This is a genomic window from Paenibacillus sp. B46(2026) (assembly GCF_056786355.1).
In genome coordinates this window covers 5,991,783-6,006,753 of record NZ_CM165907.1, presented here as the reverse complement: position 1 = coordinate 6,006,753, position 14,971 = coordinate 5,991,783, and the positions used below count along the sequence as shown (strand labels likewise).

The following is a 14,971-nucleotide window of genomic DNA, read 5'->3' as shown; positions in this document are numbered from 1 at the left end:
AAGGCTTGAAATGGATGAGGTGAAACAACGATGCTAACCAGATTCATTCCGAATCTCTTTACCCTGGGTAATCTGTTTCTTGGAATGATGGCAATTTTGCTTGCGATTGATGGAAACTACAGTTTGGCTGCCATTATGGTCATTGTAGCGATGCTGCTGGATGGTTTGGATGGCCGAGTGGCACGTGCGCTCAATGCCCAAAGTGAATTCGGCAAGGAACTGGATTCCTTGTCTGACATGGTTTCCTTTGGTGCAGCACCAGCACTGATCATATTTATGGTGTCGTTTCAAGATTCAATGCCGATCCTCGCCTGGGTCGCAACAGCTGCTTTTCCGATCTGTGGAGCTATTCGTCTTGCACGGTTTAACGTTCGTCCGGGAATTCCCGGCTACTTCACAGGTCTGCCGATTCCGGCAGCCGGCGGGGTGCTGGCCACACTGTCCTTGTTCAATAAGGATATCGGTCCGGTCAGCATGATGATTGCTACGTTGCTGTTATCTTACCTGATGGTGAGTTCGCTTAAATATCCCAATTTCAAAAAGGTGGGTTTGCCACGCAAGGCAATCTGGATTGCACCATGGGTTGTGTTATTTGCGATAGCCGTAGCTGTTATTTTCCCGGAGCAGTTATCCAAATTGATCTTTATTCCGCTGGTGTTATACGCTTTGTATGGCATGAAGCACAATGTGCGAACAGCGGCCTCGCGTAGTCGAGCGAAAAAGCGCAAGGATGAGAAATCTTCCCGTCCTTCCGATCGTTAAGTATGGAGCACAGACATTATACAAAGAAAGCACGTACTCTCCCGAACAGGAGAATGCGTGCTTTTTGCTTATTCAGATCTATTTACGTAAAAGAAACCCTTACGAACGACATACATATCTTCTTACGACAGATTAAACATCCCTAACGTCGAACACTTCTGTGATTCGTGATTCACGACCTCTTCCATGTTGATGTCCAGCAGATTGCAGAGAGCCGACATGTAGAACAGGTTTCGCCCCAGTTCAGAGCTGATTACCTCTCTGCAGTTCTCACACAATTCACCTTCCACATGCGTTTCTAGCAGGCCTTTCGTTTGAGCGATATCGCTCTCCGGGGCATATTTCTGCTTGGTGGCGTGCAGCTCGATGCAGCCGCATTCGGTAATGGCCTTGGACACCGCACGGTTAACAGACGCTCCGGCTTGTCCTGTTTTGGACAGTACATCAATCAGACTGCGATGACGCAGCAACAGTTCAGAAACTTGATCCTGGAAAGCCTGTAAACTTAGCGTACTCATTTTGCCACTCACCTCGGGATATGAATTGAATTCATTATATGCCAATAATTTACCTACTTTCAACTGACGATTGCAACATTTCCAAAAAGTTCTTTCGGATGGGATTAGCAATTCAGGAATTGGATCATACTGGATATAAAGATCAAGATACATTGAAGGAGGTGCAGGGACTAATGTGGAAAAAAGGCATTTTAACTTTTACAGGATTGTGCGGTGCATGGTTCGGCTACACGGCATATCATCTGGCAGGAAAATCGGTCCCATGGATGGCTGAGTGGATTCAGTCAGCAGGATTACTGGGAGCTGGTATATCGACGCTGCTGGGAGCTGTAATGTTTATGGCTGTATGTAACATTGGTGGTACGTTGATGGCAGACAGGCTGCATAGTGGAATTGATTCATTGGCAAAAGTACCTATGAACGAACTGGCTGCAGGTGCTACAGGTACTGTGGCAGGATTGCTGGTGGCCTTGTTGCTCTACCCTGTTGTGGGATGGATGGGGACGGCAGGAGATGTACTGCAAGTGGCGCTGACGGTGATTAGTGCCTATTCCGGCTACACCCTTGCCATGGCGAAGAAAGACGATCTGGGGGCCTTCTGGATGTCTGGGCGATGGGGTCATCCGGAGGTAGACGAGGATAGACGGATAGAAGAGCATAAAATTCTGGATACCAGCGTCATTATCGATGGTCGTATTGCCGATATATGCAAAACCGGATTCATTGAAGGTACGATCGTAATTCCGGAATTCGTTCTGGAGGAACTGCAGCATATTGCGGATTCATCGGATCTGCTCAAGCGGAACAGAGGACGGCGTGGACTGGACATTTTGAACAAAATCCAGAAAGAGCTGGATGTAAAAGTCCTGATTTACGAGGGGGATTTCGAGGAAATCTCCGAGGTGGACAGCAAACTGGTTAAACTGGCTAAAGTGCTTCAGGGCAAAGTGGTCACCAATGACTTTAACCTGAACAAAGTGTGCGAACTCCAGGGTGTATCTGTGTTGAACATTAATGATCTCGCCAATGCGGTTAAGCCAGTTGTTCTGCCAGGTGAGGAGATCATGGTGCAGATCATCAAGGATGGCAAGGAGCATGGTCAAGGTGTAGCCTATCTGGATGATGGCACAATGATCGTTGTGGAGGGCGGACGCGAGTATATCGGCATGATGATGGAAGTGCTGGTGACCAGTGTGTTGCAGACTTCAGCGGGACGAATGATTTTTGCCAAGCCGAAACTGTTGGAAAAAGCCCAATAAAGCGGTATGATGGGTAGTGTATCGTTGAATGATATTGTATATCTTTGGACGATAAACTGACAGACAAGGCAGGGATTGCGGCATGGATAAAGGGTGGGGCGTTGTCATTGTGGCAGCAGGTCGCGGAACCCGGATGGGGACGACCGAGAGCAAACAGTTTCTGTTGCTGCAGGACAAGCCCGTTTTCATACATACGCTTGAGGTATTTGCTGCGCTGGACGAGATCCGCGAGATGGTGCTGGTCACCGGAGCCGCAGATGTTGAACGCTGCCAGGATTGGGTAAAAGAATACCAACTGGATTCACGTGTCCGTGTTATCCCCGGAGGGAAAGAGAGACAACATTCTGTCCATAAAGGCCTTGAGGCACTTGGGACGGATTGGGTTCTCGTTCACGACGGGGTACGTCCTTTTGTGAACCATGAGCAGATCAAGGGATGCATGGCGGCCGCCTTATCCGGTGGTGGAGCAGCTGTGCTAGCGGTTCCCGTGAAGGATACGATCAAACAAGTGAATGCGGAAGGGGTCGTTACGGCGACGCCAGACCGCAGCAGTCTGTGGAGCATTCAAACCCCGCAGGCTTTTCGTCTTTCTTCCCTGCTCTCCGCCTACGAATCAGCCGAGCAGGACGGATTTCTGGGGACAGATGATGCCATGCTGGCTGAACGTCAGGGAATGTCGGTCAAGGTTGTGGAAGGCAATTATACCAATATCAAATTAACAACGCCGGAAGATTTGCAATATGCTGCGTTTTTGCTGGGGGGAGAGAAGAAGCGATGATACGTGTAGGACAAGGATTTGATGTACATCAGCTGGTAGAGGGACGCCCGTGTATTATTGGCGGAGTAACGATTCCTTATGAAAAAGGACTGCTGGGTCACTCGGACGCAGACGTGCTGTTGCACGCGATCAGTGATGCCATTTTGGGTGCGCTGGCACTTGGGGATATTGGCAAGCACTTCCCGGATACCGATCCGGAATTCAAAGATGCCGACAGCCTGAAATTGCTGGAGCATGTATGGCAGCTTGTGAAAGATCGCGGGTATAAGCTAGGGAATATCGATTCAACGATTATTGCCCAGAAGCCAAAGATGGCTCCTTACATCCCACAGATGGCTGAGGTTATTGCCAAGGCACTGGAAGCGGATGTAACACAGGTGAACGTGAAAGCAACAACGACAGAGCAACTGGGATTCCCGGGACGGGGAGAGGGCATTGCCGCTCAATCCGTTGTTTGCCTTGTACGTGTATGATATCATCAATCAATTAGTGACGGAGGGGATCATATGAGCACGGATATTCGTGTGCGTTACGCGCCGAGCCCAACGGGACACCTGCATATCGGGAATGCCCGTACGGCGTTGTTTAACTATTTATATGCCAAACATAATAACGGTAAATTCATTATTCGTATTGAAGATACGGACGTGAAACGGAATATTGCCGGTGGTGAAGAAAGCCAACTGAAATACCTGAAATGGCTCGGAATTGAGTGGGACGAAAGTATTGACGTGGGCGGAGAATACGGACCATACCGTCAAACGGAACGCCTGGACCTCTATCGTAAATATACGCAGGAGTTGCTGGATAAAGGTCTGGCTTACCGTTGCTTCTGCACGGAAGAAGAATTGGAGCAAGAGCGCGAGGAACAGTCAGCACGTGGAGAAACACCGCGTTATTCTGGCAAACACCGTGACCTGACTCCAGAGCAAATCAGTGCGTTTGAAGCGGAAGGCCGCGTAGCGAGTATTCGTTTCCGTGTGCCGGAAGAGCGCACATATACATTTGATGATATGGTTAAAGGCACAATCTCGTTCAACAGCAAGGAATCCGGTGACTTCGTCATTGTGAAAAAGGACGGCATTCCCACATACAACTATGCCGTTGCTGTGGATGATCATTTGATGAAGATCTCCCACGTTCTGCGTGGGGAAGATCACATCTCGAACACGCCGCGTCAACTGATGATCTATGAAGCGCTCGGCTGGGAGCCACCGCAATTCGGTCATATGACGCTGATCGTGAATGAAAACCACAAGAAGCTGAGTAAACGGGATGAGTCCGTTATTCAGTTTATTGAGCAGTATGATCAACTCGGCTACTTGCCTGAAGCGATGTTTAACTTCATTTCCCTGCTCGGCTGGTCGCCGGAAGGGGAAGAAGAGATCTTCTCACAAGAGCAACTGATCTCCATTTTTGATACGAAACGTCTGTCCAAGAGCCCAGCGGTATTTGACACGCACAAGCTGGCTCACTTGAACAACCACTATATCAAACATGCTGACCCGGAACGTATTGCCGAAATGGCCATTCCGCATCTGCAAAAGGCTGGACGGATTCCTTCCGAGCTGTCTGCTGAACAAAAAGAATGGGCATATACTTTGGTACACCTCTACCAGGAGCAGATGAATTCTGCCTCTGATATCGTGGAATTGTCAGAAGTGTTCTTCCGTTCCAATTTGGAGCTGGAAAGTGAAGGAGAAGCTGTACTTGCTGAGGAGCAAGTGCCAACGGTGCTGAAGGCATTTGCGGATAAAGTGCAGGCTTGTGAAGAGTTCACGCCAAGCAAAATGGCTGCATTGATCAAGGAAGTGCAGAAAGAGACCGGCTTTAAGGGCAAACAGCTCTTTATGCCAATCCGTGTTGCTTTGACTGGACAGACGCATGGACGGGATCTGAATCAAACGATCGTCCTGCTAGGCCGTGATACGGTGATCGAACGTTTGCTTGCACAAGTAAAGGGTGCTTAATCAAGACGTTCCGGTTATTCGGATCTGAACAGAGGTTTATTTTCCATGGATACGAGGGAAGGTTATTGTCAGTCTCAGGCCTTTTCGCTATAATAACAACACAACGATTAAATGATATGATTTATCTAATAGAACAGCAAAGATCGGGAGGAGTAGACTGACCCGGACAGATTCAGAGAGGATGGTCCCGCAGCAAAGAGAGATTTCTTTGTTTGCGGTGGCTGTGAGCCATCCACTGTCCAGCAGTCGAAATGCGCCCGTGAGCTGCACAGCCGAATCCAGCCCTGCCTTTGTCAATTATGACATGGGAAAACGTTAGGATAGGTTGCGACGATTGGTTTCCGTTACCAAACCGCTTGAGGGCTCATTCTATTTGAGAATGAACCGAGCAGAGTGGGACCGCGATAAACGCCTCTGCAGCTAAATGCTGCAGGGGCGTTTTTTGTTTTAGGCGAGTGTGCAGTACACTACCAAGGAACGCGCCGTCCGGTAAGCCGGAGGACGGGAACCTGAACAAGAGGGGAACGAGCATGTTCAAGAAGATCAGATCAGATATCCAGGCGGTGTTCGAAAACGATCCGGCAGCTCGGGGATGGTTTGAAGTGGTATTTACCTACTCAGGGCTGCATGCGATATGGGCACACCGGATCGCTCACTTTTTATACAAGCGAAGATGGTTCTCGTTTGCCCGGTTCATTTCGCAGGTTAGTCGTTTTATGACAGGGATCGAGATACACCCTGGAGCTACGATCGGAAATCGGTTGTTTATTGACCATGGAATGGGCGTCGTTATTGGAGAAACATGTGAGATTGGCGATGATGTTGTTATCTATCAGGGGGTTACCCTTGGCGGAACAGGGAAAGAAAAAGGAAAGAGACATCCGACCATTGGTAATAATGTGGTTATCTCATCCGGAGCCAAAGTGTTGGGTTCATTTAGCGTGGGGGATCAATGTAACATTGGTGCCAACTCCGTTGTGCTTAAGGAAGTGCCTTCCAACAGTACTGTAGTGGGAATACCGGGCAGAATTGTTAAACAGGACGGTCGACGTGTAGATCGCCTCAGTCAACAGTTGCCCGATCCGGTCGTTGACTCCTTGCGCAGCATGCAACAAGAACTCGAACGATTGCAGAAAGAAGTACGTACACTGCAGAATACCCGCGAAAATGAGACTGTACGTGATACGTGATACAATAAATAAAGGCAGTATAGGATGAAAGGATAAGTGACCATGACGCTTCAGATTTATAATACGATGAGTCGTACAAAAGAGGATTTTGTTCCCCAAGAGCCAGGGAAAGTAAAAATGTATGTGTGCGGACCCACGGTATATGACTACATTCATATCGGGAATGCACGCCCCGTTATCTTTTTCGACACGGTTCGCGGATACCTGGAACAGACAGGACATGAAGTGAACTATGTGGTGAACTTCACCGATGTGGATGACAAACTGATCCGCAAAGCAGAACAACTTGGGACAGATGTCCCTCACGTGGCGGAGAAGTTTATTGCTGCCTATTATGAAGACCTTGAGGGATTGGGTATTCCCAAGGCAAGCAGCAACCCGAGAGTAACGGAAAACATGCCGCTGATCATTGATTTTATCCGTGAGCTGGTTGAAAAAGGATTTGCGTATGAAAATGGCGGTGACGTTTATTATCATACAGGCAAATTCAGCGAATATGGCAAACTTTCGAAGCAAAACCTGCAGGAGCTGCAATTCGGAATCCGTGTGGGTGTGGACGAGCGCAAAGAGCATCCCGAAGATTTCGTGCTCTGGAAGGCTGCCAAACCAGGTGAGATCTATTGGTCCAGTCCTTGGGGCGATGGTCGACCAGGCTGGCATATTGAGTGCTCCGCCATGGCTAGGGAGTACCTTGGGGATACACTGGACATTCACGGGGGTGGACAGGATTTGCAGTTCCCGCACCATGAGTGCGAATGCGCCCAATCCGAGGTATTAACAGGTAAACCACTTGCGAACTACTGGATGCATAATGGATTCATCCGGATTGATAACGAGAAGATGTCAAAATCACTCGGTAATGGTGTTCTTGTTAAAGACTTGCGGAATCAATATAAACGCGAAGCGATTCGTTATTTCATGTTGTCTACCCACTATCGCAACCCATTGAACTTCACGGATGATACGATGGAGCAGGCACAGAACAGTGTGGACCGGATTGCGAATGCGGTAGGTAACCTGAATCATCGTCTGAATGCGGTAACCGTAGATCAGGATATCACAGCAGAGTTTGCGGCAAGACTCGACCAAATTCGTCAGCAGTATCACGAGAAGATGCAGGATGATTTCAATACTCCTGATGCGATCACTGCTATGTTTGAGTGGGCAGGGGAAGCCAACCAACTAATGCAGCAAGAAGTTGTCAATGCGGCAGACATTCGTGCGCTCCTCGAATTGTTCAGTGAATTGAATGCTGTGCTGCGCATCTATACTGACGCAGAGCCAGAACTTCTGGATGAGGAAGTAGAACGTCTGATTGAAGAGCGTGTAGAAGCACGCAAGTCCAAAAACTGGGCAAGAGCGGATGAAATTCGCGATGAATTGTCTGCACGTGGCATTCTGCTTGAAGATACGGCGCAGGGCATGAGATGGCGGCGCAAATGAGCGAAGGACATCCAAATACACCAAAACAACAGGAGCAGGTCACAGAGGGAGGGTGGTTCCCGTATCCTCCTTCCAGACCTGCAAGGTTGATTCCACCTATTGCACTGGCCTATATTGGTGATGCGGTATATGAGGTAGCTGTTCGTCAATATCTGTTGTCGAAGGCCAACATGCGTCCCAATCATTTGCACCGTAGTGCAACCGGGTTGGTATCAGCGAAGGCACAGAGCCGCATACTTATAACTATTGAGGCTGAACTGACAGAAGAAGAACGAGATATCGTCCGGCAAGGGCGGAATGCCAAGTCGGGTAGTGTACCCAAAAATGCAGATGTTTTGGAGTACAGACATGCCACGGCTTTTGAATGTCTCATTGGTTACCTCTACAGCAGTGGTCGTCATGATCGCATGATTGAACTGATCGGGCTTGGCATTGAGCACGCGGAACAACAATCGCCATCGCCGACAAAAAAATAGATATTTCAACAAAACAACGCATTACAGAGAGGATCGAACAACGATGGAAGAAGAATGGATTGCCGGTAAACACTCCGTGACGGAGGCGCTGCGTTCAGGCCGGACCATTAATAAAATATGGATTGCCGATACAGCACAGAAACATCTGACTCAACCTATTATCTCGGAAGCAAAAAAACTGGGTATTGTCATTCAACACGTGGACAAGCGTAAGCTGGATCAAACGGTACCAGGCATTCAGCATCAGGGGGTAGTTGCACAAGCGGCACCTTACGCTTATGTGGAGGTAGAAGACATTCTTGCCGCAGCGAAAGCGAAGAATGAGCATCCTTTCCTGATCCTGTTGGATGAGATTGAAGATCCTCATAATCTGGGGTCCATTTTGCGGACAGCAGACTGCACAGGTGCGCATGGCGTCATTGTACCCAAACGTCGCTCTGCAGCAGTAACAGTGACGGTATCCAAAACGTCAGCAGGCGCTGTGGAGTACGTACCAGTGGCTCGTGTAAGTAATCTTGGCCAGACCATCGATCGCCTAAAAGAAGAAGGTGTATGGGTTGTAGGGACAGATGTCACGGCTCATGAAGGTGTCTTTGGTAACGGAGTCTTTACCGGCCCTGTGGCATTGGTAATCGGCAATGAAAACAAGGGAATGGGACGACTCATTCGTGAGAAATGCGATGTGCTGATCAAATTACCGATGCAAGGTCAGATTAATTCCCTGAATGCTTCCGTGGCAGCGGGGGTTGTCATGTATGAAGTGCTCCGCTCGCGTCAAGCGCAGGAATAGAAGGTATGGCTGATTCCCGTGATGTGCTTCTTGTAGACGGGTACAACATGATTGGCGACTGGCCGGAGCTAACCAGACTGGCGGAAAGTGGGCTCGAAGAGGCGCGGAACAGGCTTCTCTTTCGGCTCGCTGACTATCAGGCTTTCTCCGGCCGGCGAGTCATTGTTGTGTTTGACGCCTACCTCGTGCCTGGACTCGGTAAATCCTTTACACAGAGCAAAGTGCAGATCTATTTTACAAAGGAAAAAGAGACGGCAGACGAATGCATTGAGAGACTCGTTCGGGAACTAAGCATGCGAAGACGCCAAATCTATGTGGCTACGAGCGATATGGTAGAGCAACATGTCATATTCGGACAGGGGGCGCTGCGCATATCTGCAAGGGAGTTGCTGATTGAAGTAGAGCAGAACGAAAAAGAGTTAAAGAAACGACTGGAAGAAGATCAGGCGAAGACCACGCGTAACACACTCGGGGGCAAGTTGAGTCCGGATGTATTAAAAGAGTTTGAGCGATGGCGCCGGGAATAACAGCACGTTTTTACAAAATTTAGAATATTGAAACTCTTGACATTTATGTTATTGATGTTCTTTTTTAGGCAGAGCGTGGTTGACGGTGTGAGGTACCATCATATATACTGATCCTATATTTCATAGAGTAGAGTAACGGGGTACCTTGCGTTGCAGCCGGAGGGATTGTCTGTGAGTGTCGACCTCAAAGATATCATGTTATCCAAGTATGATTACCAAAGTGACGAAGACATTGTCGAAGCTTTCCGTGAAGGCGAAAGCGAAGCGTTAGAGTTTCTAATTAACAAATATCGTAACTTTGTACGCGCCAAGGCAAGATCTTATTTTCTGATTGGGGCAGACCGGGAAGATATTATTCAAGAAGGAATGATTGGCCTCTACAAATCCATTCGAGATTTCAAAGGGGACAAGCTGGCTTCGTTCAAGGCTTTTGCCGAACTGTGTATTACAAGACAGATCATCACGGCGATTAAGACAGCAACACGTCAGAAGCATATTCCGCTTAATTCTTATGTATCTCTGGACAAGCCTATTTATGACGAAGAGTCTGATCGTACGTTACTCGATGTGATTTGTGGAACCCAGGTCAGTGATCCGGAAGAACTTATCATCAATCAGGAAGAGTTTGTGGGCCTGGAAGATAAAATGTCCGAGATTCTGAGTGATCTGGAACGTAAAGTATTGATGTTGTATCTGGACGGGAGATCTTATCAAGAGATTGCAGTTGATTTGGACAGACATGTGAAGTCCATTGATAATGCACTTCAACGCGTCAAGCGCAAACTTGAAAAGTACCTGGAAGTTCGAGATAATTAAACACATGTTGTCGTTGACGGAAAAGGCTCGGTGTTTGAGTCTTTTTTTAGTGTCTCAAGTTTATAAAATCAAAGAATGTTTATACTAGTAATCGCTCGGTCCATGCAGGAGAAGAGAAAAACAGAGATGCGAAACGAATGTACGTTGTACGGAAGTAATACCCAATGAATGAAAGGCTATTCTTTCATTGACATGGTTATACCCTTGTGATAAAGTGTTTTAGGTAGGCCTAAATTTATGGCTTTTTTTCAGGATCAATTTAGAGACTCTGCTTGAATGTGGAAGTCTTCGGGAGGTGTACATCATGCGGGTAATTATTACTTTGGCTTGTACTAACTGCAAACAAAGAAATTACACTACGACAAAAAACAAGCGTAATCACCCCGACCGCATGGAGATGAAGAAATTTTGCAAGTTTTGTAACGAGCAGACTTCTCATCGCGAAACCAGATAGTTTTTGGAGGTGTCGGCGTGAAACGAAGTTTCAAATCTCTGATTTCCTTTTTCTCAGAAAGCTGGGCTGAACTTAAAAAAGTTCGCTGGCCTAATCGTAAAGAGCTGACCAACTACACATTGATCGTACTTGGTACTGTTGTGGTTATGACGCTGTTTTTTTGGGTCATTGACATTGGCATCTCCTTTGTGATCGAAGCGATTATTTAAGAAGGGTTCCGGTGGCTTGATATGGAGAAAAGATGGTACGTCGTTCATACCTATTCAGGGTATGAGAACAAGGTCAAAGCCAATTTAGAAAAACGCGTAGAGTCTATGGGCATGGAAGACAAGATATTCCGCGTTCTTGTTCCTATGGAAGAAGAAGTGGTAAACAAGGACGGTAAGAAAAAAACCGTTATGCGTAAAGTTTACCCCGGTTATGTCTTGGTGGAAATGGTACAGACGGATGATTCTTGGTATGTTGTACGCAACACACCGGGTGTTACAGGATTTGTCGGTTCGACAGGTTCTGGGTCCAAACCAACTGCATTGTTGCCTGAAGAAGTGGAACAAATTCTGAAGCACATGGGAATGGTTGAACCTAAGCCGAAAATTGAGTTCGATCTTAAGGAATCCGTACGTATTAAAGTCGGTCCTTTTGCGAATTTCGTAGGCTCCGTGGAAGAAATTTTGGTAGACAAAAGCAAGTTGAAAGTGCACGTGAACATGTTTGGACGGGAAACACCGCTTGAGTTGGAATATACGCAAGTGGAGAAGATATAGTTTCTTCAAGTTTCTTGTGGGAGGGCTGGAAGGCCCGTTAACCACTATTTTGCAAGGAGGTGTCAATCATGGCAAAAAAGGTAATCAAAATGGTAAAACTGCAGATTCCAGCAGGTAAAGCAAATCCAGCGCCACCAGTAGGTCCAGCTTTGGGTCAAGCAGGTGTCAACATCATGGCATTCTGTAAAGAATTCAACGCTCGTACAGCTGATCAAGCGGGATTGATTATTCCAGTTGAAATTTCTGTATTCGAGGACCGTTCCTTTACTTTCATCACTAAAACTCCACCAGCAGCAGTTCTGTTGAAAGTGGCAGCTAAAGTTGAAAAAGGATCCGGCGAACCGAACAAGAAAAAAGTTGCTACTGTTAAACGTGATGCGGTTCGTCAAATCGCAGAAACAAAAATGCCTGACCTGAATGCAGCAGACGTTGAGTCCGCTATGCGTATGGTCGAAGGTACTGCCCGCAGCATGGGTATCACCATCGAAGACTAATTTTCATAAGAAACATGGCTTCGTAAAACCGGTCGATTCGCGACCGGTTGATGTGGGAGGTATATCCGCTAACACCACAAAGGAGGAATAAAACATGGCTAAACACGGTAAAAAATACCTGGAAGCTGCTAAGCTGATTGACAGCGAAGCAACTTACGAGCCTTCAGAAGCTGTAGAGCTTGTGAAAAAGGCAGCTACTGCAAAATTCGATGAAACAATCGAAGCAGCAGTTCGTTTGGGTGTAGACCCTCGTAAGCAAGACCAGGCTGTACGTGGTGTTGTTGTCTTGCCACACGGCACAGGTAAAACACAACGCGTATTGGTATTTGCAAAAGGTGACAAAGCGAAAGAAGCGGAAGCGGCTGGCGCGGACTATGTTGGTGATGCAGACATGATCAACAAAATCCAACAAGGCTGGTTCGAATTCGACGTCTGCGTGGCGACACCAGATATGATGAGTGAAGTAGGTAAATTGGGCCGACTGCTCGGCGGTAAAGGTCTGATGCCTAACCCTAAAGCCGGAACGGTAACTTTCGATGTAACTAAGGCTGTTCAAGAAATTAAAGCCGGTAAAATCGAATATCGTCTGGATCGTGCAGGTCAAATTCATGCACCGATTGGTAAAGCTTCTTTCTCTTCTGAGCAACTGAATGAGAACTTTAAAGCTCTCATGGAAGCTCTGAATCGTGCTAAACCAGCGGCAGCAAAAGGTGTTTATCTGAAGAATGTTAGTCTTTCTTCCACGATGGGCCCTGGCGCACGCGTGAACGCAGCAGCTTTTAGATAATATCTCTTGACAGGCTTGTCCTGTTTTTGATAAGATATAAAAGTTGTGAGTCCGAGTGACTGACCGTTGACATTTGAATATGCTTGCCGTAGACAGTAGGTGCCATTTGGCTTAATTTCCTGCCGAGGTGTGATTATAGAACTTAGAACGATGCAAATCGATGATGAGTATATATCAAGCCTTCGTGATTCTACGGAGGCTTTTCTTAATGGGATAAATTTGATCAGGAGGTGTACAGATTGGCAAACGCAAAAGTGATTCAAGCAAAACAAGAGTCCGTTGATGCAGTAACAGCAAAATTGCGCGAGAGCGTTACAACTGTTGTTGTTGACTATCGCGGATTGAACGTTGCCCAAGTAACTGAGTTGCGTAAGCAACTTCGTGAAGCAGGGATCGAATTCCAAGTGCTGAAAAACTCGTTGCTTCGCCGTGCAGCTGCAGCAGCAGAACTGACAGAACTCGATAGTGTTCTTACAGGTCCTACTGCAATTGCATTCAGCGTAGATGACGTTGTGGCTCCAGCTAAAATTCTGAACGACTTCGCGAAAAAGAACGATGCACTGGAATTGAAAGGTGCAGTCGTAGAAGGTCGCGTAATCGGAGTAGAAGAAGTTAAGGCATTGGCAGAACTGCCATCCCGCGATGGACTCCTCTCCATGCTCCTCAGCGTGCTTCAAGCGCCAGTGCGCAACTTCGCGCTTGCGGTTAAAGCAGTTGCAGAAAAAGAAGAGCAAGGCGCGTAAGCAACTTGATCTGAATACTGCTTAGGCGGAAAATGAATTAAAAAAAATAATATTATATATGGAGGTTCACTCATGAGTAAAGAGCAAATCTTGGAAGCAATCAAAGGCATGACTGTACTGGAATTGAACGATCTTGTTAAAGCAATCGAAGAAGAATTCGGCGTAACTGCTGCAGCTCCAGTAGCTGCTGCAGGTGCAGTAGCTTCTGCTGAAGCTGAGCAATCCGAGTTCGACGTAATCTTGACTAGCGCTGGTGCTTCCAAAATCAACGTTATCAAAGCAGTTCGCGAAATCACAGGTCTTGGCCTGAAAGAAGCAAAAGAATTGGTTGACAACGCTCCAAAAGCATTGAAAGAAAAAGTTGCTAAAGAAGAAGCAGAAGCGGTTAAAGCTAAGCTTGAAGAAGCAGGCGCTTCAGTTGAAGTTAAATAATTTAGCCATTACAAGCTAAATGAACAAAACAACAAACCCCTTGACTTATATCAAGGGGTTTGTTGCTGTAATTGTAAATGGAAAGTGAGTGAGGATGTGTCCAATCATTATTATTCGGACAAACCGCAAGTAGCGCATGATCGCAGAGCAACTGAAGCGGTTCTTCGCGGATTCAGTCTGCGATTCGTGACGGATGCCGGTGTGTTTTCCAAAAACGGAATCGATTATGGCAGCAGAGTATTGATTGATGCGATAGAGTTGCCATCAGGGGCTCATGTTCTCGATGTGGGCTGTGGATACGGGCCAATGGGTCTTACAGCAGCCAAACTTGTACCGGATGGGCATGTCACCATGATCGATATCAACGAGAGAGCCGTTGAACTTTCCAGGGAAAATGCAAAAACGAACGGAATTAACAATGTTACGGTATTGCAAAGTAATCTACTGGCTGAAGTGAAAAAGCAAGATTTTGACGTTATCCTAACCAACCCGCCTATACGGGCTGGGAAAGAGACGGTTCATACTATTTTCGAACAGGCACATCGCCATCTGAAGGTAGGCGGTTCGTTGTGGATTGTCATTCAGAAGAAGCAAGGAGCCCCGTCAGCGAAAGCAAAACTGGAATCTTTGTTTGGAAGAGTGGAAGAAGTGACGAAGGATAAAGGCTATCGGATTTTCAAAGCGGTGAAATCGGAAGAGGTATCTACTAAAAGCTGAATCCGAGTTTGTAAAGTAAGCAGGGGATCATTTTTTTTGCAATAGGACTAT

At 47.0% G+C, this 14,971-nt stretch carries 21 protein-coding genes and 1 other annotated feature; of the genes, 20 read left to right on the top strand and 1 reads right to left on the bottom strand.

Annotated elements, in window-relative coordinates; translation table 11 throughout:
• Window positions 1-30 precede the first annotated feature (30 nt).
• Complete coding sequence (pssA, locus tag AC1S8V_RS26725; protein ID WP_145326580.1) at window positions 31-762, top strand: CDP-diacylglycerol--serine O-phosphatidyltransferase; 732 nt, start codon at window positions 31-33, stop codon at window positions 760-762.
• Between the two features lie 122 nt (window positions 763-884).
• Here pssA and AC1S8V_RS26720 read toward each other — a convergent pair whose 3' ends face one another.
• The gene (locus tag AC1S8V_RS26720) at window positions 885-1,280 is read right to left on the bottom strand and encodes a nucleoside triphosphate pyrophosphohydrolase family protein (protein ID WP_017692049.1); all 396 of its coding nucleotides are present in this window, start codon (window positions 1,278-1,280) and stop codon (window positions 885-887) included.
• 173 nt (window positions 1,281-1,453) lie between these two features.
• On the opposite strand from AC1S8V_RS26720, the gene AC1S8V_RS26715 reads away from it, so the two are divergent.
• The 19 genes from AC1S8V_RS26715 to AC1S8V_RS26625 all read left to right on the top strand — a co-directional run bounded on the left by AC1S8V_RS26715 (window position 1,454) and on the right by AC1S8V_RS26625 (window position 14,920).
• Window positions 1,454-2,539 carry a PIN/TRAM domain-containing protein gene (locus AC1S8V_RS26715; RefSeq protein WP_482071392.1) on the top strand — a complete coding sequence of 362 codons (1,086 nt, stop codon included), beginning with the start codon at window positions 1,454-1,456 and terminating at the stop codon, window positions 2,537-2,539.
• Window positions 2,540-2,621: 82 nt separating this feature from the next.
• The gene (ispD, locus tag AC1S8V_RS26710) at window positions 2,622-3,317 is read left to right on the top strand and encodes a 2-C-methyl-D-erythritol 4-phosphate cytidylyltransferase (RefSeq protein ID WP_482071391.1); all 696 of its coding nucleotides are present in this window, start codon (window positions 2,622-2,624) and stop codon (window positions 3,315-3,317) included.
• The gene (gene ispF / locus AC1S8V_RS26705; RefSeq protein ID WP_017692052.1) at window positions 3,314-3,790 is read left to right on the top strand and encodes a 2-C-methyl-D-erythritol 2,4-cyclodiphosphate synthase; all 477 of its coding nucleotides are present in this window, start codon (window positions 3,314-3,316) and stop codon (window positions 3,788-3,790) included. The genes ispD and ispF overlap by 4 nt, the downstream gene beginning before the upstream one ends.
• Window positions 3,791-3,823: 33 nt before the next feature.
• Window positions 3,824-5,287: a glutamate--tRNA ligase gene (gltX, locus tag AC1S8V_RS26700; RefSeq protein WP_482071390.1), complete on the top strand. Its 1,464-nt coding sequence runs from the start codon at window positions 3,824-3,826 to the stop codon at window positions 5,285-5,287.
• 181 nt (window positions 5,288-5,468) lie between these two features.
• Complete coding sequence (locus AC1S8V_RS26695) at window positions 5,469-5,606, top strand: hypothetical protein (RefSeq protein WP_482071389.1); 138 nt, start codon at window positions 5,469-5,471, stop codon at window positions 5,604-5,606.
• 211 nt (window positions 5,607-5,817) lie between these two features.
• Complete coding sequence (gene cysE / locus AC1S8V_RS26690; RefSeq protein WP_482071388.1) at window positions 5,818-6,477, top strand: serine O-acetyltransferase; 660 nt, start codon at window positions 5,818-5,820, stop codon at window positions 6,475-6,477.
• A gap of 42 nt (window positions 6,478-6,519) precedes the next feature.
• A complete protein-coding gene (gene cysS / locus AC1S8V_RS26685) occupies window positions 6,520-7,920 on the top strand; it encodes a cysteine--tRNA ligase (protein ID WP_482071387.1) in 1,401 nt (466 codons plus the stop codon).
• Entirely contained in the window at window positions 7,917-8,396 is a 480-nt protein-coding gene (locus tag AC1S8V_RS26680; RefSeq protein WP_482071386.1) for a Mini-ribonuclease 3, read from the top strand. The genes cysS and AC1S8V_RS26680 overlap by 4 nt, the downstream gene beginning before the upstream one ends.
• 43 nt (window positions 8,397-8,439) lie before the next feature.
• Window positions 8,440-9,186: a 23S rRNA (guanosine(2251)-2'-O)-methyltransferase RlmB gene (gene rlmB, locus AC1S8V_RS26675; RefSeq protein WP_017692057.1), complete on the top strand. Its 747-nt coding sequence runs from the start codon at window positions 8,440-8,442 to the stop codon at window positions 9,184-9,186.
• 5 nt (window positions 9,187-9,191) lie between these two features.
• Window positions 9,192-9,713, top strand: a complete 522-nt coding sequence (locus tag AC1S8V_RS26670) for an NYN domain-containing protein (protein WP_169483038.1) — start codon at window positions 9,192-9,194, stop codon at window positions 9,711-9,713.
• A 171-nt stretch (window positions 9,714-9,884) separates the two neighbouring features.
• Window positions 9,885-10,529, top strand: coding sequence for an RNA polymerase sporulation sigma factor SigH (gene sigH, locus AC1S8V_RS26665; protein ID WP_017692059.1), 645 nt, complete (start codon window positions 9,885-9,887; stop codon window positions 10,527-10,529).
• A gap of 304 nt (window positions 10,530-10,833) precedes the next feature.
• Window positions 10,834-10,983: a 50S ribosomal protein L33 gene (gene rpmG, locus AC1S8V_RS26660; protein ID WP_072735843.1), complete on the top strand. Its 150-nt coding sequence runs from the start codon at window positions 10,834-10,836 to the stop codon at window positions 10,981-10,983.
• 17 nt (window positions 10,984-11,000) lie between these two features.
• Window positions 11,001-11,192 carry a preprotein translocase subunit SecE gene (gene secE / locus AC1S8V_RS26655; RefSeq protein ID WP_017692060.1) on the top strand — a complete coding sequence of 64 codons (192 nt, stop codon included), beginning with the start codon at window positions 11,001-11,003 and terminating at the stop codon, window positions 11,190-11,192.
• Between the two features lie 21 nt (window positions 11,193-11,213).
• Window positions 11,214-11,747 (top strand): transcription termination/antitermination protein NusG, encoded by a 534-nt coding sequence (nusG, locus tag AC1S8V_RS26650; protein ID WP_017692061.1) that lies wholly within the window; start codon window positions 11,214-11,216, stop codon window positions 11,745-11,747.
• Between the two features lie 68 nt (window positions 11,748-11,815).
• The gene (gene rplK / locus AC1S8V_RS26645) at window positions 11,816-12,241 is read left to right on the top strand and encodes a 50S ribosomal protein L11 (protein WP_017692062.1); all 426 of its coding nucleotides are present in this window, start codon (window positions 11,816-11,818) and stop codon (window positions 12,239-12,241) included.
• A 94-nt stretch (window positions 12,242-12,335) separates the two neighbouring features.
• The gene (rplA, locus tag AC1S8V_RS26640; protein ID WP_017692063.1) at window positions 12,336-13,028 is read left to right on the top strand and encodes a 50S ribosomal protein L1; all 693 of its coding nucleotides are present in this window, start codon (window positions 12,336-12,338) and stop codon (window positions 13,026-13,028) included.
• A 68-nt stretch (window positions 13,029-13,096) separates the two neighbouring features.
• Window positions 13,097-13,243 (top strand) — a sequence feature (ribosomal protein L10 leader region).
• Window positions 13,244-13,267: 24 nt separating this feature from the next.
• A complete protein-coding gene (gene rplJ / locus AC1S8V_RS26635) occupies window positions 13,268-13,771 on the top strand; it encodes a 50S ribosomal protein L10 (RefSeq protein WP_017692064.1) in 504 nt (167 codons plus the stop codon).
• 72 nt (window positions 13,772-13,843) lie between these two features.
• Window positions 13,844-14,203 carry a 50S ribosomal protein L7/L12 gene (gene rplL, locus AC1S8V_RS26630; RefSeq protein ID WP_017692065.1) on the top strand — a complete coding sequence of 120 codons (360 nt, stop codon included), beginning with the start codon at window positions 13,844-13,846 and terminating at the stop codon, window positions 14,201-14,203.
• Between the two features lie 96 nt (window positions 14,204-14,299).
• Complete coding sequence (locus AC1S8V_RS26625; RefSeq protein WP_482074591.1) at window positions 14,300-14,920, top strand: class I SAM-dependent methyltransferase; 621 nt, start codon at window positions 14,300-14,302, stop codon at window positions 14,918-14,920.
• Window positions 14,921-14,971: the final 51 nt, after the last annotated feature.